The 19,297-nt window shown below is 55.6% G+C and carries 18 protein-coding genes and 1 pseudogene; 11 read left to right on the forward strand and 8 right to left on the reverse strand.

Annotated elements, in window-relative coordinates; genetic code table 11:
- Positions 1-26 precede the first annotated feature (26 nt).
- Positions 27-581, forward strand: a complete 555-nt coding sequence (locus FN806_RS17515; protein ID WP_142639531.1) for a helix-turn-helix domain-containing protein — start codon at positions 27-29, stop codon at positions 579-581.
- The gene (locus FN806_RS17520; protein WP_142639533.1) at positions 578-1,096 is read left to right on the forward strand and encodes a GNAT family N-acetyltransferase; all 519 of its coding nucleotides are present in this window, start codon (positions 578-580) and stop codon (positions 1,094-1,096) included. The genes FN806_RS17515 and FN806_RS17520 overlap by 4 nt, the downstream gene beginning before the upstream one ends.
- Positions 1,097-1,104: 8 nt before the next feature.
- Here FN806_RS17520 and xylB read toward each other — a convergent pair whose 3' ends face one another.
- The gene (gene xylB / locus FN806_RS17525) at positions 1,105-2,541 is read right to left on the reverse strand and encodes a xylulokinase (protein WP_142639535.1); all 1,437 of its coding nucleotides are present in this window, start codon (positions 2,539-2,541) and stop codon (positions 1,105-1,107) included.
- Positions 2,542-2,655: 114 nt separating this feature from the next.
- Here xylB and FN806_RS17530 point away from each other — a divergent pair, with 114 nt between their 5' ends.
- The 7 genes from FN806_RS17530 (at position 2,656) to FN806_RS17560 (ending at position 10,193) form a co-directional block, all read left to right on the forward strand.
- The gene (locus FN806_RS17530) at positions 2,656-3,681 is read left to right on the forward strand and encodes a LacI family DNA-binding transcriptional regulator (RefSeq protein ID WP_142639537.1); all 1,026 of its coding nucleotides are present in this window, start codon (positions 2,656-2,658) and stop codon (positions 3,679-3,681) included.
- A gap of 95 nt (positions 3,682-3,776) precedes the next feature.
- Positions 3,777-5,078: an ABC transporter substrate-binding protein gene (locus tag FN806_RS17535; RefSeq protein ID WP_142639538.1), complete on the forward strand. Its 1,302-nt coding sequence runs from the start codon at positions 3,777-3,779 to the stop codon at positions 5,076-5,078.
- A gap of 107 nt (positions 5,079-5,185) precedes the next feature.
- Positions 5,186-6,052 (forward strand): carbohydrate ABC transporter permease, encoded by an 867-nt coding sequence (locus FN806_RS17540; protein WP_142639539.1) that lies wholly within the window; start codon positions 5,186-5,188, stop codon positions 6,050-6,052.
- Positions 6,053-6,064: 12 nt separating this feature from the next.
- Complete coding sequence (locus FN806_RS17545; protein ID WP_142639541.1) at positions 6,065-6,895, forward strand: carbohydrate ABC transporter permease; 831 nt, start codon at positions 6,065-6,067, stop codon at positions 6,893-6,895.
- Between the two features lie 12 nt (positions 6,896-6,907).
- Complete coding sequence (locus FN806_RS17550) at positions 6,908-7,912, forward strand: ABC transporter ATP-binding protein (protein ID WP_142639543.1); 1,005 nt, start codon at positions 6,908-6,910, stop codon at positions 7,910-7,912.
- The gene (locus FN806_RS17555; RefSeq protein WP_142639546.1) at positions 7,909-8,682 is read left to right on the forward strand and encodes an L-iditol 2-dehydrogenase; all 774 of its coding nucleotides are present in this window, start codon (positions 7,909-7,911) and stop codon (positions 8,680-8,682) included. Before FN806_RS17550 ends, FN806_RS17555 begins: the two co-directional genes overlap by 4 nt.
- Positions 8,682-10,193 carry a mannitol dehydrogenase family protein gene (locus tag FN806_RS17560; protein ID WP_142639548.1) on the forward strand — a complete coding sequence of 504 codons (1,512 nt, stop codon included), beginning with the start codon at positions 8,682-8,684 and terminating at the stop codon, positions 10,191-10,193. The genes FN806_RS17555 and FN806_RS17560 overlap by 1 nt, the downstream gene beginning before the upstream one ends.
- A 471-nt stretch (positions 10,194-10,664) precedes the next feature.
- On the opposite strand, the gene FN806_RS17565 is transcribed toward FN806_RS17560, so the two are convergent.
- Positions 10,665-11,771, reverse strand: coding sequence for an alkene reductase (locus FN806_RS17565; RefSeq protein WP_142639550.1), 1,107 nt, complete (start codon positions 11,769-11,771; stop codon positions 10,665-10,667).
- A gap of 122 nt (positions 11,772-11,893) precedes the next feature.
- A complete protein-coding gene (locus FN806_RS17570; RefSeq protein WP_142639552.1) occupies positions 11,894-12,490 on the reverse strand; it encodes a TetR/AcrR family transcriptional regulator in 597 nt (198 codons plus the stop codon).
- 621 nt (positions 12,491-13,111) lie between these two features.
- Here FN806_RS17570 and FN806_RS17575 point away from each other — a divergent pair.
- Positions 13,112-13,480 (forward strand): hypothetical protein, encoded by a 369-nt coding sequence (locus tag FN806_RS17575; RefSeq protein ID WP_142639554.1) that lies wholly within the window; start codon positions 13,112-13,114, stop codon positions 13,478-13,480.
- Between the two features lie 215 nt (positions 13,481-13,695).
- A pseudogene (locus tag FN806_RS17580) lies at positions 13,696-14,354 on the forward strand (transposase); the annotation flags it as partial.
- Positions 14,355-14,789: 435 nt separating this feature from the next.
- On the opposite strand, the gene otnC reads toward FN806_RS17580, so the two are convergent.
- From otnC to FN806_RS17605, 5 genes are read right to left on the reverse strand one after another with little or no spacing between them, the layout of a single operon-like run.
- Positions 14,790-15,431: a 3-oxo-tetronate 4-phosphate decarboxylase gene (gene otnC, locus FN806_RS17585; RefSeq protein ID WP_142639556.1), complete on the reverse strand. Its 642-nt coding sequence runs from the start codon at positions 15,429-15,431 to the stop codon at positions 14,790-14,792.
- Complete coding sequence (otnK, locus tag FN806_RS17590) at positions 15,428-16,705, reverse strand: 3-oxo-tetronate kinase (protein ID WP_142639558.1); 1,278 nt, start codon at positions 16,703-16,705, stop codon at positions 15,428-15,430. The genes otnC and otnK overlap by 4 nt, the downstream gene beginning before the upstream one ends.
- Positions 16,702-17,499 carry an N-acyl homoserine lactonase family protein gene (locus FN806_RS17595; RefSeq protein ID WP_142639560.1) on the reverse strand — a complete coding sequence of 266 codons (798 nt, stop codon included), beginning with the start codon at positions 17,497-17,499 and terminating at the stop codon, positions 16,702-16,704. Before FN806_RS17595 ends, otnK begins: the two co-directional genes overlap by 4 nt.
- On the reverse strand, positions 17,496-17,783 hold the full coding sequence (locus FN806_RS17600; protein ID WP_142639562.1) for a putative quinol monooxygenase: 288 nt from the start codon (positions 17,781-17,783) through the stop codon (positions 17,496-17,498). The genes FN806_RS17595 and FN806_RS17600 overlap by 4 nt, the downstream gene beginning before the upstream one ends.
- A complete protein-coding gene (locus FN806_RS17605) occupies positions 17,783-19,294 on the reverse strand; it encodes a tripartite tricarboxylate transporter permease (protein WP_142639564.1) in 1,512 nt (503 codons plus the stop codon). Before FN806_RS17605 ends, FN806_RS17600 begins: the two co-directional genes overlap by 1 nt.
- Between the last annotated feature and the right edge of the window lie 3 nt (positions 19,295-19,297).

Below are 19,297 nucleotides of genomic sequence, written 5' to 3' on the forward strand. Positions count from 1 at the left end.
ACGGAAATGTTTCCCATATACGAGCTATGCCTAATACCCTATCCGGCCGCCTTGCAAACCACCTGAATCAACTTCGCCAAACGCGGAGATGGTCGCTGGATCAGTTGGCGGAACACAGCGGTGTCAGCCGGGCCACTCTGTCGCGCTTGGAAAAGGGGGATGTCAGCCCAACCGCAGAAACTCTGGGCCGGTTATGTGCGGCCTATGGGCTGCCGATGTCGCGTCTATTGATGATGGTCGAGGACAGTTTCGCCCCCCGCGTTCCCTTCGAAAATCAACCCGAATGGCGCGACCCCGAAACCGGCTTTACCCGCCGATCCGTCTCCCCTCCGGCCGCGGGCCTGAGCGGAGAGGTCATGGAAGGCCATCTGCCCCCTGGCGTTGTGATCACTTATGACACGCCGCCAAAACACGGGCAGGAGCATCATCTGATCATGCTGGACGGTGGCCTGACCCTGACCGTGGATGGAACCGCGCATCATCTGACCAGCGGGGATTGCCTGCGCTATCACCTGTCTGGCCCGACACGTTTCGAAACCCACGCCGAGCGCGGTGCGCGGTATTTGATGGTGCTGATATGATATCGCGACTGACAGCCAATGACCTGAACAACGCCCTGGATGACCTGACAGAGATACTGCACGCCTGCGTGCATGACGGGGCGAGTATCGGGTTCATTCAGCCATTTCTGTCGGACGACGCGCAGCGCTATTGGCAGTCCCATGTCTGGCCAAACATCCAGACCGGCGCGGCCGAGATATTCGTCTATCGTGATGGCGAACGGATTGTCGGCACCGCACAGCTGGTGCCTGCCGCGATGCCCAACCAAGCGCATCGCGCCGACGTGTCCAAGCTGCTTGTTCATCCCCGCGCGCGACGGCGGGGCATTGGGCGGGCGCTTATGGCGGCGGTTGAGGCGCGGGCACGCGAACTGGGGCGGTCCCTTTTGGTGCTGGACACGCGCAGCACGGACCCGTCGCTCCTCCTCTATCAAAGCCTTGGGTTTGAAATTGCCGGAGAGATTCCGAACTACTGCCGCAGCCCGGAAAATGATCGGCTGGAACCAACAACCTTCATGTTCAAAGACCTTAGCTGAGAGGGCGATCAGTCCACGGTGCTAACGGCAGTATAAAGCCGCCGAAACCGCCCCAGGCGTTCAAATAACGCATACATTTCAACAGGCTCGAACCTGTCCGTCGTCGCAGGTTGCTCGGCCAAATCAGCTATGGTCAGCGCACCGTCAGCACAGGCCGCCAGCCGGGCGGCACCATAGGCCGGGCCGGATTCCGCCCCCACTGATCGCACTATGGGCTTCTCGGTTACGGCTGAAATCAGACCCAGCAACAGATCAGATCGACTGCCCCCGCCAATCGCTGCAAGCTCTGGCAAACTGCCAATGGTGTCGCCAAAACTCTGTGCCGCATCAGCAAAACAAAAGGCAATTGCCTCGACCACCGAGCGGCAGATCTCGGCACGCGTTGTGGCGTCCTCAAGGCCAAAGAAACAGGCTCGGATATGCGGGTCCCCCAGGGGGCTGCGCTCACCTGTCAGGTAGGGCAGGAATATGGGCACACGATCACCACTGACGGTTTCAGCAAGCCCGACAACCTCGGCAGCGGACAGCCCCAGCTGATCACCAATCCACGAAATGGGCCTTGCCCCGTTCAGCATCGCCGCCATTTGATACCAGCGGTCGGGCAATGTATGCGCAAACGCATGGACATAGCGTTCGGGGTTGGGCTTGTATTTACGATCCGCAACAAACAACTGACCAGATGTCCCCAACGAGATAAACCCACGTCCAGGTTCGGTTGCGCCCAATGACACCGCACCGGTTGCCGCATCCCCTCCCCCGGCCACGACAGGCACGCCCGAGTTCAATCCGGTCTCAGCTGCAGCCCGAACTGTTACCGTGCCAACGACATTGTGGCCGTCGAACATCTGCGGCAGCCAGTCAACAGCGACATCCGTGGCTTCCGCCATTCCGGTATGCCAGCGGCGTGAAGCCTGATCGAGCCACATTGTTCCTGCGGCATCGGAAGTATCGGTTGCAAGCTCTCCATGCAGACGTAGGCCGACATAATCCTTGGGCAGCAGGATATGGGAGAGTCGGGCATAATTGTGCGGTTCATGCCGTTTCAGCCAGGCAATCTTGGGGGCCGTAAAGCCGGGCAAAGGCAGGACGCCTGCGATGTGACCAACCTGTGGCTGTGCCGCGCGAATGTCGTCGCATTCGCGGACCGCGCGGCTGTCATTCCACAGAATTGCCGGACGGATGGGGCATTGGTCGCGGTCCAACAGCACGGCCCCGTGCATCTGCCCCGACAATCCGACTGCTTTCACATCCGACAGGGAGATTTCGCCAGCAAGCAGGCCCAACGCATCGCGCGTCGCCTGCCACCAAATCTCCGGGTTCTGCTCGGACCAGCCGGGCTGTGGCGACGACGTCCCGATGCCGACTGACGAGGTCGCAAGAATTCGGCCGGCATCCGCGCAGACAAGTTTGACCGCTGACGTTCCGATGTCGATCCCAAGATACATTCACACCCCTTGCCTTGCATAATTCCGATATCACCGGCCAGGCTATTGATTTTTTTTGCGCGCGCAAAGAATATGTAAAACTATGATAAGATCAAGGCGGACGAACAGACTGGCATGACGAAGATCAGGAACATGGAAGAGTTTGCGGCCCTCAGCGGCATCTCTCGGCCCACAGTATCGAAATATTTCCAGGACCCAGACAGTGTTCGGCCCACAACACGGCTCCGTATCGAAGAGGCGCTTGAACGGTTCGACTATCGCCCCAACATCTATGCGGTGAACCAGAACCGGAAACTGACCAAGAATATCGGCATCGTGGTCCCCTATCTTGCCGATCCGTTTTTTGCCGAAATCGCACGCTATCTTGAACAAAGCTGTATTGCTGCGGGGTATCGCCCGTCCCTGTTTAGCTCGCATGGCGATCCCAAGCTGGAAAACGAAATTCTCGACGGCCTGAAATCCATGAAGCCCGCCGGAGTGCTGTTGGCACCTTTGGGGCGCACCTCGGATCGGACGGCGATCGAGAAATTCTGCGCCAATGTTCCAACAGTCCTGTTTGACAGCAATCTTGAAGGTTTGGGTGCAGCCTTTATTGGATCGGACAATTTCAGTTTTGTCTCGCAGACAGTCGAATACATGACCCGCACCGGCGAACCGCCTTCATTCTTCGAAATGCGCACCCCCGCCAACCCAAACGCCAACAAGCGACGGAAGGCCTATATCGAAGTGATGGAGCGCCTTGGGTTCGATCCTCATATCATCAAAGTCGACGGCAAGGGTTGGGCATTTGAGGAAATCGGTCACAGGGGGGCGCTGAAAGTTCTGTCAGATCGCGAGCTGAGGACGGACTCGGTCTTGTGCAGCAACGACCGTTTGGCCATCGGCTTTCTTGCTGCTTGCTATGAACAGGGGATTCGGGTCGGTCGCAAAGACGATTCTACGCTGCGCTTGGCCTCAAATGATGACCATCCCTTTGCAAAATTCACATGCCCATCCCTGACTACAGCAGCACATGATTATGACAACGTAGCCGGGCGCAGTGTGGAGACTTTGTTTGAACTCATTGAAAACGGGGGGAAATTTGACACTCGAACCGAGACTCTTTTCCCCGCAAGGTTGGTTTTAAGGGATTCCGCGTGACCTCATATTTTTAACGCGCGTAAAGTTTTTATTGACGGCGCGACAATTTTAAAACTACCTTCTCTGCACGACATCCAAGCTCAGGGAGGACAGGGATGTATCTCAAGAACGCACTTCGTGCGGCGACAGCAATGACTTTCGTCGCCACGGCAGCAGCCCAAGCGGATACCTTAACAATAGCGACCGTGAACAACGGCGACATGATCCGGATGCAGGGCTATACCGATAAATTCACCGAAGCGACCGGCATCGATGTCGAGTGGGTTACGTTGGAAGAGAACGTGCTGCGCCAGCGCGTGACAACGGATATCACCACCAAAGGTGGCCAATTCGACATCATGACCATCGGAATGTACGAGACGCCGATCTGGGGCGCGAACGGCTGGTTGGTTCCCCTAGACGGGCTGTCGGATGAATACGACGTAGGTGACATCCTGCCCGCCATGTCAGGCGGCCTTAGCCATGATGGAACGCTCTACGCGGCTCCGTTCTACGGCGAAAGCTCGATGATCATGTATCGCACTGACCTGATGGAAAAAGCGGGTATGGAAATGCCGGACGCTCCGACTTGGGAGTTCATCCGCGAAGCGGCTGCTGCGATGACCGATCGCGACGCTGATATCAACGGTATCTGCCTGCGCGGCAAGGCCGGTTGGGGCGAAGGCGGTGCTTTCATCACAGCGATGTCCAATTCCTTTGGTGCGCGCTGGTTTGATGAAGATTGGAAGCCGCAGTTCGATCAGCCTGAATGGGCTGACACGTTGAACTTCTACGTAGGTATGATGAACGAGTCCGGCCCCGCAGGTTACGCCACTAACGGATTTAACGAAAACCTGTCGTTGTTCCAGCAGGGCAAATGCGGCATGTGGATCGACGCAACGGTTGCGGCTTCTTTCGTGACCAACCCGACAGACTCGACAGTCGCGGATAGCGTCAGCTTTGCACTTGCACCCGACACGGGGCTTGGCAAGCGCTCGAATTGGTTGTGGGCGTGGGCTCTGGCAATTCCGGCTGGTACGGAACAGGCAGACTCGGCCAAACAGTTCATCGAGTGGGCAACATCCAAAGACTACATCGAACTCGTAGCCGAAAACGAAGGCTGGGCCAACGTGCCTCCGGGTGCACGTACGTCGCTGTACGAAAATCCGGACTATCAGGCGGTTCCGTTCGCCAAGATGACATTGGACTCGATCCTGTCGGCTGATCCGAACAATCCAACTGTAAAGCCAGTGCCTTACGTTGGTATTCAGTTTGCAGCGATCCCGGAATTCGCAGGTATCGCCACGCAGGTGAGCCAGGAGTTCTCAGCAGTTTATGCCGGGCAGCAAACGGTAGAAGAAGCTCTTGCCAAAGCGCAAGCCTTCACTGCCGAAGAAATGGAAGCCGCAGGCTACTAAGGCCTCCTTCCCTGCGGGTGGACAGAGGTCTGTCCCCCGCTTCACCCTTCCACAACTCGCGTTTTTCTCGCAGGCTGAGCTATGCCTGAACAGAGAGGTTTTGCGTCATGGCTACTCAACATTCCCGATCAGTTGCACGCCTGATGATGGCACCTGCAGTGATCCTGCTTCTTGGCTGGATGCTCGTGCCTCTGACGATGACGCTGTATTTTTCCTTCAAGAAATACCTGCCCCTGCGCGGCGGTGATCTGGGATGGGTCGGCTTGGACAACTACGTCCGGTTCGTCTCCTCCAGTTCCTTCTGGCCCGCGGTTCAGGCCACGCTGATGATCGTCGGCGGCGTGCTTGCCATCACGGTTGTTCTGGGCATCCTTCTGGCAATGCTGCTGGATCAGCCGATGTGGGGCCAAGGCGTTGTCCGCATCCTAGTGATCGCACCGTTCTTTGTGATGCCGACCGTTTCCGCATTGGTCTGGAAAAACATGTTCATGGACCCGGTCAACGGGTTGCTGGCTCATCTGTGGCGCTTTTTCGGGGCTGAGCCAGTTTCCTGGCTATCCGAGGCGTCGATGACGTCAATCATCATGATCGTATCGTGGCAATGGCTGCCGTTTGCGACGCTGATCCTGCTGACCGCGATCCAGTCGCTGGACAGTGAACAGTTGGAGGCCGCAGAAATGGACGGCGCGCCACCGCTCAAGCGCTTTTACCATATCATCCTGCCGCATCTAAGCCGCGCGATTACCATCGTGATCCTGATCCAGACGATTTTCCTGTTGTCGATCTTCGCCGAAATCTTCGTGACCACCGGCGGCGCCTTCGGCACCCGTACACTCACCTACCTGATCTTCCAGCGCGTGCTAGAGGGCCAGAACGTCGGCCTTGGATCAGCCGGAGGTGTCTATGCAATCATCCTTGCCAATATCGTTGCGATCTTCCTGATGCGCATCGTCGGCAAGAACCTGGACGCGTGAGGAGGTAACGATATGAGCCGCTCAGTTACACCCCGTCGCAAGTCGCTTAACACCGCCCTGGCATGGGCCGTTGGTCTGCTGATCTTTTTCCCGATCCTCTGGACCATCCTGACCAGCTTCAAGACCGAAGCACAGGCCATCGCCAGCCCGCCGCTGTTTCTGAACTTTGACTGGACGCTGGAAAACTATGCCATCGTTCAGGAACGCTCGGACTATATGCGGTTCCTGTGGAATTCGGTGATCATCGCGGGTGGTTCGACCATATTGGGCGTGATCATCGCGGTGCCCGCCGCCTGGGCGATGGCCTTTGTGCCATCAAAACGCACCAAGGACATCCTGCTGTGGATGCTGTCCACCAAGATGCTGCCTGCGGTCGGTGTTCTATACCCGATCTACCTGCTGTTCATCCGGCTTGGGCTTTTGGACAGTCGCGCAGGTCTGGTTGTGGTTCTGATGCTGATCAACCTGCCGATCATTGTATGGATGCTCTACACCTATTTCCGCGAAATCCCCGGCGAGATCCTGGAAGCCGCCCGCATGGACGGGGCAACGCTGAAGGAAGAAATCCTTTACGTGCTGACGCCGATGGCGGTGCCCGGTATCGCCTCGACCATCCTGTTGAACTTTATCCTCGCCTGGAACGAGGCGTTCTGGACCCTCAACCTGACCGCAGTTGACGCGGCACCGCTGACGGCCTTCATCGCCAGCTACTCCAGCCCCGAGGGCCTGTTCTTTGCCAAACTCAGCGCGGCATCGACCATGGCAATCGCACCAATCCTGATCCTTGGCTGGTTCAGCCAGAAACAACTTGTCCGCGGCCTGACCTTCGGCGCCGTGAAATAAGGAAAACTCCGCATGGGACGCATTCAACTCAAATCCGTGACCAAGAAATTTGGCGACGTTGAAGTCATTCCGCCGCTGGACCTGACCATTCAAGATGGCGAGTTCACTGTCTTCGTCGGCCCCTCGGGCTGTGGTAAATCCACCTTGTTGCGGCTGATTGCCGGGCTGGAGGATATCACCTCGGGCAATATCGACATTGACGGGGCGGACGCCACCGATGTCCCGCCCGCAAAGCGCGGTCTGGCCATGGTGTTCCAATCCTACGCGCTCTACCCGCATATGACGGTGCGCAAGAACATCGCCTTTCCGCTGCGTATGGCCAAACTGGATCAGGCCGAGATTGACCGCCGCGTCGAGGGCGCTGCCGATGTTCTGAACCTGACCGATTACCTGGATCGCCGACCGGGCCAACTGTCCGGCGGTCAACGCCAGCGCGTTGCCATTGGCCGCGCCATCGTACGTGAGCCTGCGGCGTTTCTGTTTGACGAGCCACTCTCGAACCTCGACGCCGCCTTGCGCGTTGGAATGCGGCTTGAAATCAGCGAGCTACACAAGCGTCTTGCAACCACGATGATCTATGTGACCCATGATCAGGTCGAGGCGATGACGATGGCCGACAAGATCGTCGTGCTGCAGGCCGGTGTGATCGAACAGGTAGGCAGCCCGCTCGAGCTGTATAAGACTCCGCGAAACCTGTTTGTCGCGGGCTTTATCGGCTCACCCAAAATGAACTTCATTGCGGGCGAAGAGGCCGCGAAACATGACGCCCATACGATCGGGGTCCGCCCCGAGCATCTGGAGGTATCCGACAGTTCCGGCACCTGGTCCGGGGTGGTTGGGGTTTCCGAACATCTGGGCTCGGACACGTTCTTCCACATTCACGAAACCGGCCTTGCGGACACGATCACCGTACGAGCGGGGGGTGAAGTTGGCTTCAACCATGGCGACCGTATCTATCTGACGCCACGCGCGGATGTGATCCATCGGTTTGACGCAAAGGGCCTGCGGATCGAATGACACGTCTGGTCGGTAAAACCGCCCTGATTACCGGGGCCGCGCGTGGCATCGGACTGGCCTTTGCCAAAGCCTATGCTGCCGAAGGGGCCCGTGTCGCGCTGGCCGACATTGACGGCGCGCGCGTGCAAGCCGCGGCCGCCGAAATCGGTGAGGCCGCTTTGGCTATCGAGATGGATGTGACCAACCAGCAGAGCATCGATGCAGCGGTGGCAAAGACGGCTTCACATTTCGGTCCCATCGACATTCTGATCAATAACGCCGCCATCTTTACTGCAGCACCAATGGTTGAAATCGAGCGTGCCGACTACAACCGAGTTTTCGACATCAATGTCTCAGGCGCCTTGTTCACGATGCAGGCCGTCGCGCGCCACATGATCGAACACGGGACCAAAGGCCGGATCATCAACATGGCATCGCAAGCCGGACGACGGGGCGAGCCTCTGGTCGCCGTCTATTGCGCAAGCAAAGCCGCTATCATTTCGCTTACCCAATCTGCAGGGCTGAACCTGATCCAACACGGCATCAACGTAAATGCCATTGCTCCGGGGGTTGTCGATGGCGAACACTGGGATGGTGTGGACGCCTTTTTTGCAAAGCATGAGGGCAAAGAGCCCGGGCAGAAAAAACGCGAAGTAGCCGCAGCGGTGCCGCACGGTCGGATGGGCCGTGCCGAGGACCTGACCGGAATGGCCGTGTTTCTGGCCTCAGATGAGGCGCAGTATATTGTCGCGCAAACCTATAATGTCGACGGCGGGAACTGGATGAGCTGATGGATCCTCTGGCAAACGCAAATCCCCCGGTGCGGCTGCGGCGCGACAGCCTTGCAGATATGCCTGCGACTGTCAGGACACCGAATTACCTGCCCACAGACCTGAAACCCGGCATCGTCCATATCGGGCTGGGCAATTTTCACCGCGCGCATCAGGCCTGGTATATCCACCAGTTGATGCAACAGGGCCAAGCACTGGACTGGGCGATCATCGGGGCCGGTGTCCGCAGCTATGATGCCGAAATGCGAGAGAGGTTGCTGGCGCAGGACTGTCTGACAACACTGATCGAGCTGGACCCAAAGGGAATATCCGCCGAAATTGTCGGAGCCATGATCGACTACCTGCCAATCGAAGAGGGCAATGCGACGCTGATCCGGCAGATGGCCGATCCGTCCATCCGGATTGTGTCGCTTACAGTGACCGAGGGCGGCTATTTTCTGGACGCCAATACCGGCGCGTTCAACGCCGATCACGAAGACATTCGATACGATGCCGCCCATCCAGACCAGCCGCGAACCGCGTTTGGCGCCATTGTCGCAGCTCTTCGACAGCGCAAGAAGGAGGGTTTGAAACCCTTTACCACGCTCAGCTGCGACAACCTTCAGGGCAACGGGGTGATCCTGCGAAACTGCATTGTTGGTTTGGCGCGTATGTCTGACCCGAATCTAGCCACATGGATCGACCAATATGGCGCATTTCCCAATTCGATGGTGGATTGCATTGTACCCGCTACGACAGAGCAGGTTGTTTCGCAATGCCACGGACTTGGAATCGATGACCGCGTCCCTGTCTCACATGAAAACTTTCGCCAATGGGTGATCGAGGACAATTTTTGCGCAGGGCGTCCGCCGCTCGAACAAGTCGGTGTCATACTGACCCACGATGTTCATAGCTATGAGACGATGAAACTGCGTATTTTGAACGGCGGTCATCAGCTGCTTGCGAATGTCGGAGAAATCCTGAACGTCCCGACGATTTCACGATGCATGCAGGACTCTGATATCCTAGCGTTTTTCGCTAAAGTTCAGGCAGAAGAAATCCTCCCGCATGTCGCTGCTGTCCCCGGCGCTAAACCAAGTGAATATCTTGATCTGGTCGAAAAGCGATTTGCAAACACTGCCATCCATGACACCACGCGCCGTGTCGCGTTTGACGGATCCTCACGGCATCCCGGGTTCTTGCTGCCTTCGCTGCGTGACGCAGTTGCCTCGGGCCCTGCCCCCAGCGGGCTGGCCCTGGCCGAGGCATTCTGGTGCCGGATGTGTGCAGGCAGGCGCGAGGATGGGTCTGAAATTGCGCCAAACGACCCCCATTGGGACGCTCTTCAGCACATCGCGCTGGCGTCCAGAGATGATCCGAAACTGTGGATCGAGCAGGATCAATATTACGGCGAGATTGGCCGTGATACCCGCTTTGGTCAGGACTTTTCTTTTTGGCTGACCAAGATCTGGAGACATGGTAGCCGCGCTGCGATAGCAGACTACGTCGCGCAGACGTCCACGTCAGAGTAACCGGTCAAAACACATGGAGATCAGTCGCGGGCCAAGACCGCGCAGTTCCGTGACGTATCACGTGCAAACGCGGCGCAGGGGTTCTGACACTGCAAATTGGCGCGCACCCATAAAAATTGTAGGTGTTCTCATAACGCTGCATCGCCGCCATCGATTTTACTCACAAAAATTGAAGACTTTTGCGCACAAGTTTGCACGATTTGCCCATAACATTGCGCGGTTCGAGAAACGCGCTCAATTGATCGTAGTCACCACACATCTTCTTCAACTAGAACCGGGCGTTTCTCAATCAAGAGTAAATTCTTATTGGAAATATTCGACCCTGATCATAGGGAAGCAGTTCTTTCGAGGGCTTGTGATAGATCCTCGCTTCAAGAATGGATATTCCCGTAATTGCCAAGTGAGCGCGTCCAAACCGACGCGCTCACTTTGCTTGGTATTGCTTGTCACTACGGAGTTAAGAGCGATGTATCACTCTGCGGCAACAGCTTTCTCTTCCAGTACCGGGTAGTCGGTGTACCCTTTTTCATTGCCGCCGTAGAGCGTGGTTGGATCGAGCTCATTCAGAGCGGCGCCTTTCTCCAACCGGTTGACAAGATCAGGGTTGGAAATAAACGGCCGGCCAAAGGCCACCAGATCGACGGCTCCGGTTTCAACCGCTTCAATCGCCATGTCTCGGTCATAAGCGTTGTTGCCCATTTTCGCGCCATCAAACAGATCATAGAGCATCTTCAGATCGCCACCTTCCGGAATATCGCGCGGGCCGCCGGTCTGTCCTTCCACGAGATGGAGATAGGCCAGCCCATACCCATTCAGCAATTTGACCGCATGAGTGAATGTCGCCTGCGGGTCGCTGTCGGAGATGTTGTTGGCGTCCGAGAACGGGCTTAGGCGGACACCAACACGGTCGGCGCCCCACACGTCAACAACTGCGTCCATGACCTCTTTCAGAAACCGTGCTCTGTTCTCGACAGGACCGCCGTATTCGTCTTCACGCTTGTTGGACTCGTCCCGCAGGAACTGATCGATGAGGTATCCGTTGGCTGCATGGACCTCGACACCGTCGAAACCGGCCTCCTTGGCGTTTTCCGCGGCCCTCCGGTAGTCGGCAACAATGCCAGCAATTTCTTCGACGGCCAGAGCCCGCGGCTCAGATGTTTCGACGAACTGCTCACCATCAAAGGTCTTGGCCTTAGCGCCGATCGCAGATGGCGCAACAGGGGCACCGCCATCCGGCTGTAAGCTTGTATGCGAAATCCGGCCCACATGCCAAAGCTGGATCACAATCTTGCCACCCTCAGCATGGACGGCCTCAGTCACTTTTCTCCAGCCGTCGATCTGCGTTTCGGAATAAATGCCAGGCGTCCAGGCATAGCCTTTGCCTTGGGGCGAGATTTGCGAAGCTTCCGTGATGATCAATCCAGCACCCGCCCGTTGCACGTAGTACTTGGTCTGCAATTCATGGACGCTGTCATCTTCGGCTCTTGCCCGGTTGCGGGTCAGTGGCGCCATGACAACGCGGTTTTTCAGCTCGATTGCACCAGCTTTGATGCCGGAGAACAGTTTTTCATCAGCCATTGCTGCTTCCTTCTTTGGTAAACTTCGTTCAGATATTATTGGACCAATTAGTCCAATATTAGGGTCACCGTCTCTTGTTTGAGTTTGTGTTACGTTTCATACCCTTATTTTTAGGGGAGGCCTTATGGCGAAATCACCAACCGGGCTTGTTTCAGGGTTTGTGATATCTGATCCGCGGGAACACCCGCTTTGCGCAAGGCTAGTGTGCCGATTGCAAGGGAGGCAAAGGCGCGTGCCTTGTTGAGTACCTGTCCCGGATCCGAAGGCTCAAGCGCTCTTGCAATAATCTCGTCAATACTCTCCAAATGCTGTCGCCCGAGAGCCGCCACTTCATTGTCATGCGGGGCAAGTTCCGTAAGGCAATTGATCAGCATGCAGCCGTCACGACCGCCTTGCGGGTTCGCCAAAGCTTCCATAATCGCACCAACGGGGTCATTTCCGCCCGCATCTGCAACGTCACGCAGATTTTTCAAACCACGCCTTGAATAGTGCCTGAGGGCTTTGTGAAACAAAGTCTGCTTGTTGACGAACGTTCCATAGAAGCTGGACCGGCTCAAACCCATGGCCTTGGTCAGATCATCCACAGATGCGGCCTCGTAGCCCTTGTGCCAAAAAACGCACAAGGCTTTTTCCAAAGCCTCAGCTTCGTCAAAGGCGCGAGGCCTACCCGGGCCTGCGGGTGATTTGATGTCGCCAACTGCGAGAGTTTCTTTGCTCATGAGCAAGATGTGGAATGGTTGGCCCAGAAATTCAAGGTGGCGGTAGGGAATTTTTGGAATGGTCAGTCCGTATTGTGACCAGAGAAAGGATTTTAGGTCCGTGGAAATGCAAAACCTCCCCGGCGCGCTTGGTGTCACGCTAATCTTAGGATCAGGACTGTTAGTCTTCTTGCGGGAGTGTCAGACGAAGAGGATCGTGTTCGTAGAAAAGAGAGGCCACGCTCGGTACTCGTTTCCAATACTTGACAGAGTGACTGGCGGCTTTGTCCAATACGTAGATGTTGATCACTCACAAACCAGAGATTGGTTCGGTAGATCCATGGCCAATGCCCTCAAATTGTGAGGATTACTACCCCAATGAGTAACAAAGCCACGAATTCAGAACTGGTTTTATGAGCCTCAGTACGGCGGGCCGTTGTAAGCAAACCAACAATAATTTCAGCGCGCTAGGTTAAAATAGCGAGGTTAGCTGAAGTTTAATTCGCCCAATGTGAACTTCTTAACTTTGGCTAGAACGATTTCTTGTCAGTATCGTTTCATGAGTTGTTAGTGAGTTCGGTGAGTAAGTAGATGTATTTGCATAGTTTCGAGGGACATTGTAGCGCAGTCAATGACATCCGGATGGATGATTTTGCGCTTGAGTATCCGTTGTTGGACGATGCCGGCGTGCACGCACAATGGCAAAATGGCTCCTGGCAAATCACGCGGATAGCCGATATCTGGACAAGAACCGGGAAGGTACTTTCTTTGCCTTACAAAGGGGCCAACGCCTATCCATCTTTCCAGTTTGCTGAGGATGGAACCCCGCTTCCTTTGATGGAAAAAGTGTTGAAAGCCCTGCCACGTGAAATGACGCCGTGGCAATGCGCGTTCTGGTTAACCTCACCCAAATTGGAACTCGGAGGGGAAAGCCCGGCAATTCGCATTCAGACCGGCGATGACTGCATAGTCGATATCGCAGGCGAAGCTGGTTGTCTGATGGCAGCTTAGTTTTAGCTTTTGGTCACTCATACGTCGTACAACATCTGGCAAATTCGTGACTCCCCTGCTTTTTCTGCCACCGGCAAGAAAAGCAAGATCAGGGCACTCAATGCAGCACTCTTTAGCGTACTTAACTGAGTGTCTGACGTCAGCGCCAATGGGACAGTTTAGGTTGATTTGATAAGAGAGGGTTTCTGGCTCATCGTAACCGCCAAGGAGTGGAGATGGGAAAGAAACCCAGAACCAAGCAGAGCCACGGCGAGAAGGTTGTTAAAGACATCCGCCGCGCGACGCACAAACAGTATTCTGCCGAAGAGAAGATCAGGGTCGTTCTGGATGGCCTGAAGGGCGAGGACAGCATTGCAGAGCTATGTCGTCGCGAAGGCATTGCTCAGAGCCTGTATTTCAGCTGGTCCAAGGAGTTCCCGGAAGCCGGAAAGAAACGTTTGGCTGGCGACACGGCACGTGCTGCGACATCAACCGAGGTCAAGGATCTGCGCCGTGAGGCGCGCGATCTGAAGGAGGTTGTTGTTGAACAGGCCCTTGAGCTGCGGCTTCTCAAAAAAAGCATGATCGCGGATGGGGACGACGACGAATGAGATACCCCGCATCTGAGAAGCTGGAGATCATCCAGCTGGTCGAACAATCCCATCTGCCGACCAAACGCACTTTGGAAAAGCTGGGTATCCCGAAGACTACATTCTAACGCTGGTACGACCAATATCTTTCCGGTGGTCCTGAGGCGCTTGAAGACCGCTGCCCCCGGCCGTCACGGGTCTGGAACCGCATTCCCACGCCAGTGCGCGAGAAGATCAGGGATCTGGCCCTGAAGGAAAGTGAGCTTTCCCCGCGTGAGTTGGCTGTTCGCTTCGACGGGCCGCGCTGCACCATTCCGATAGAAGGGTGAATGTCCGGTAAGGGCCGAAACACCAGTTCGGCAGATTGCCACGAACCGCAGAAAAGTCCGCATCTCGGAAACTGCAAAGACTAGTTTTGGATGTCCGCTTCGGGCTAGTAGCGGCTATCCGAAAATCTTCCCCGGTACTACGATTATGCTGCGAAACCAGCCAAGAATGAGACCCGAAGATATCGAACCTCAAACCAAAAAAGTTGTAGGTTAATGCGCCCAATGTTTTGGGCGAGTTGCAAAGCTATGGGCGCACCAACAAAAATTGTAGGGACGCGCATAACGCTGCGCTTCTGCTATTGATTTCAATCATTAAATTCAGATGTTCTTGCCCATAACTTTGCGTGGTATTTGCGCATAATTTTGCACGATTTACCCAAAAGTTTGCACACCCTCCCTATCTGTGTCCAACTACATCCTTCCGAAAGCCTCTTTGAGTTCTGCGACTTGTTCTACATCCAACATCCGGTTTGACATACCCTGCAGTGCCACGAGCAGCTTGGCTGTTTCTTCCAACTCTTCCGCTGCACAGACTGCTGAAAAGAGATCCTTTCCTGATACGACGGGACCGTGGTTGGCCAGCAGAACAGCACTATACTTGCCGCCCAGTTCGCGGATCAAATCACCGGATTTTGGATCACCCGGCTTAATGTATGGAACCAGTTTAACCGTGCCTACGCGCATGACCACGTATGGTGTAAGCGGCGGAATACAGTCATTGGGATCGGTGTCTTCCAGACACGACAGCGCGGTCGCCCAAGTCGAGTGCAGATGAACCACGGCGCCCACTTCAGGTCGCGTCTCATAGAAGGCTTGGTGCAGAAAGATCTCCTTGGTCGGCTTGTCACCGGACAGGTGGTTGCCATCCAAATCAATCTTGGCAATTCGCTCGGGGTCAACATTGCCCAAAGTCGAATTCGTTGGCGTCATGAGAATCCCGTCCGGTAAACGCGCAGAGACATTGCCCGCAGTGCCAACGGAAAAGCCACGCACAAACAGCGAGGCGCACAGCTCGGACATCTGCCTTCGCAGTGCCTGTTCTTCAGAACTCATTTGCCTGCCTCCATCATTCTCAGTGCCTTCGAGAAGAAATCTGGAGCGCCAAAGTTGCCGGATTTCAAAGCCATTGTAATGGGTTCAGTTTTTCCAACGCTCAGGACAGGTACGCCCGGGTCAATCTCTGGCCCGATTGACATAGCCGGTGACCCCAGTGCCTCAGAGACAGCCTGGGCGACAGCTCCCGACGTCTCACCTCCAGCTACAACCAACCGCTTGTAGCCCTTTTGGACAAGTTCTCGCGCGGTATCTTCAAAGAGATTGTCCAGCTTTTCCGCTACGGCTTCCTGACCAAACTGACCTTGGATCGCACGCACATCATCCGGGCTCCCCGATGAATACGCGAGCGGCGCCTGACCCGAATGCTCTTCAAAGAAATCCAGAAGCGTTTGCGTGGTCACATCCCCGAACATAACACCTGAAACATCAATTGCGAAAGTCGGATGGGACTTCGCGTGAATTTCAATCTGCCTGCGGGTCGCACCTGAACAAGAACCCGCAAGGATCGCGGCAGGCCCTGCGATACCAGTGAACACAGTGCCAGCACTTTTGGATGAAGTCTCTCTCAGGAAGTTTCTTGGTAGTCCCAGTGCTATACCCGATCCCCCAGTAATGAGCTTGGCATCCTTTAGAGCTTCTCCCCAGGCCAACAAATCTTCATCCGAAATCGCATCGCCAATTACAAATCGTTCGCCGGCCTTCTGCAAAGCATCAGCAATCGCCTCTGATCCTTGCTCCACGGCGTCAATTGACACCAACCCGACCGCTTCTTGGGTCTGATACTGCAACCATCGCCTGATGTTAGCATCCGTCATCGGAGTAAGAGGGTGATTTTCCATCCCAGACTCGTGCAACAGCTTACCGAGCACAAATAGGTGACCGTGATAGACGGTGCGCCCGGTTGTCGGAAAGGCCGGGCAGAAAACCACCTTTTGCGCGTCCAGCTCGTCGGCAAGCGCTTTCGCAACTGGGCCGATATTTCCTTTCGTCGTGGAATCGAAGGTCGAACAATACTTGAAGATGAACTGCTGGCATCCTTGATCCGCGAGCCACCGCAAAGCACTCAGACTGTCTGCAATGGCTTCTTCAACCGGTGCAGTGCGGCTTTTGAGTGAGATCACACCCGCTTCGATCTCTTCGTCGACCGGGATATTAGGAACACCCGGAAACTGCGCGGTTCGTATCCCACCTTCTGGCTCCATGCCCTTCGCCAAGGTGTTCGCAATATCACTCGCACCAGTAAAATCATCCGCTATGACACCAATTTTCATAGTTCGATGTCCCTCGTCGGCCCTGGGTCTAGCCTATAGATATGCGGCGCTGCACCGACTGGAAAAACCTCACGCACAAGTGGATCATGGCCGGGCACGATAAGTCGAGGATGCGAGGCCAACCTCTCGAGTGTCTCGAAACCATCCATCATGTCCTGTAGGTCGACGACAATGGGAAAGGCTTTGCGCGCCATGAAATTCTCATAGTAATGCGAGGCATCAGAGGCGAGCACCATCCACCCGGCTTCCGTCCTTACGCGAACGCATTGCAACCCTCGCGAATGCCCACCAATGCAGTGCACCGTGACCCCATCTATAATCTCGGCTTCTCCATCGTAGAACACGACGTTCCCTGAATAGAGACGCTTTACGACCTCGCAAATATGGCTAGCCGTGAAAGGTGCGCGCAGATGGTCGTGGCACATGCAGGGGCCTGTGGCGAAGGCCATCTCCGCCGATTGCATATGCAACTTCGCGTTCGGGAACATATGCAGCCCCCCCGCGTGATCATAATGAAGATGGGTCACGATAACCTCGGTTACCGCTTCCGGTGAAATGCCTAGGGGCCGCAGAGCCTCGCGAGGATCCATCGCAATGGGACGACCACGGGCGGCGGCCTCATCGGAGTCGTAGCCAGTATCGACCAGAATGACTTTGTTGCCGCGTTTGAGCACCCAAACGAAGTAATCCATCGCATGAGGCGCGCTGTGATTATCATCGATGATGAAACTATCTGCTCGCGTCCGCGCATTTCGATCCGCGTATTTCACGGCGTGGATTTCCCAATCGTTCATCGGATGACCTCGGAGTACTGGTGAACTACCTTGGTAGCGATCATATCAGCCACTGCCGTATCGAAGGCCTGAAAATGCGCGCTTTCCAGGTGGGCGGAGAACGCAGCGCTGTCATCATAAACCTCATAGAGAAAAACTGTATCGGGATTGCCGCCGAGGCAAACGTCAAACTGCTGGCATCCGGCTTCTTCACACAAAGAGGTCGAAGCGTTTTCGACCATCAGCGGCAAAAAGGTGTCTCTCGTACCGGGCTTGAGAGTGAAGGTGACAGTAACCACAAACATCAGACGGAAAATCCTTTCAGACGTGAGAAAGCGCGCTTCGCAACGGGCAGTTGGCTGAGGATCAGGCCAATGTTGAGCACCAGCAGAATGGCCGCACCCGGGCGTGAAAAGAAGACCGAAAGATCCCCGTCCGACAAGAACAGCGACCGGCGGAAGGTTTCGTCAAACAGGCTGCCCAGAATAACCCCGATAACCAATGGCGCGATTGGGTATTTCATCAGGTTCATGAAATAGGCAACGGCGCCGACGCCAAGCATCAGGTAAAGATCATTGATGCCACCACCGACGCTGAAAGACCCAATTGTTGTTAGAACCATCACAACCGGCAAGAAGATAGTCTGCGGGATGGCGAGTATTCTGATGAAAACCCGAGCAGTGAACAGGCCCATCAGGAACATTGTTAGGGAGGCCAAAACAAGTATTGCAACCACGCGCAGAATGATCTCGGGGTCTATCGTCGGACCTGGGATCACGTTGTTGATCTTGAAAGCCCCCATCAAAGCCGCGGCGGGTGGTGAACCGGGAATGCCCAACACCAAAAGCGGGATTAGTGCGCCCCCAATGCAGGCGTTGTTTGCCGTTTCAGAGCACAGCAGACCTTCCAATGACCCTTTTCCAAACTTATCGCCCTCAGCAGATACGGTCTTACCGACACCGTAGCTGACCCAACCGGCGACATCTTCGCCGACGCCGGGAAGTGCTCCTACCCCTGTCCCGATCACCCCTGACCGGCCAATGGTGGGCAGGTAGCGTCGGATGGAGCGTAGATTCGGAAGGATGCGACCTTTCAGGGCCAGAGCTTTCCCGGCCTCAACGTGCCTTAAACCGTCGATGATTTGGGGAATGGCAAATGCCCCCATCAAAACCGGCACGACCTGAAACCCGCTCATCAAGTAAGACCAGCCGAAGGTATAGCGCGGTTCAGACAACAGAGGGTCAAGCCCCACCATGGACATCGCAAGGCCGATCAGACCGGCGATCCATCCCTTGATCACCAGGTCTTCGCTCATCAAAGTGCCAGAAAGCAGAATGCCGAACAGGGCAAGCAGTGCTTTCTCCGGGCTTGCGATGTTTTTTGAAACCAAAAGCAACGCCCAGACAAAGATCAAAAGCGTGATGGTCCCGATAACTGTACCAATGAAACTGGCCGTTGTGGTCAGCCCTAGTGCTTCGCCCCCTCGACCCGCTTTAGCCAGAGGGTATCCATCCATGGCCGTCGCCGCACTGGCCGCCGTGCCCGGAATGTTCAGCAGGATTGACGGATAAGAGCCACCGTAAATCGCGCCGACATAGGCCCCGAGCAAAGCGATCAGCGAATAGTCCAATGGGATCTTGTTGCCGAAGAAACCCGTCAGGATCGTCACTGCCAGCGTTGCGGTCAGGCCGGGCAATGCGCCAAACGTTATACCCAGGAACACGGATGCAATCAAATACAGATAGGTCAGCGGGTCTACTGCCAGGCCCACGAATGTGGTCCCAAATCCAGCCAGTTGCGAAAGGATAAAGTCCATCCG

The organism is Ruegeria faecimaris, from assembly GCF_900182615.1.
Classification (GTDB): Bacteria; Pseudomonadota; Alphaproteobacteria; order Rhodobacterales; family Rhodobacteraceae; genus Ruegeria; species Ruegeria faecimaris.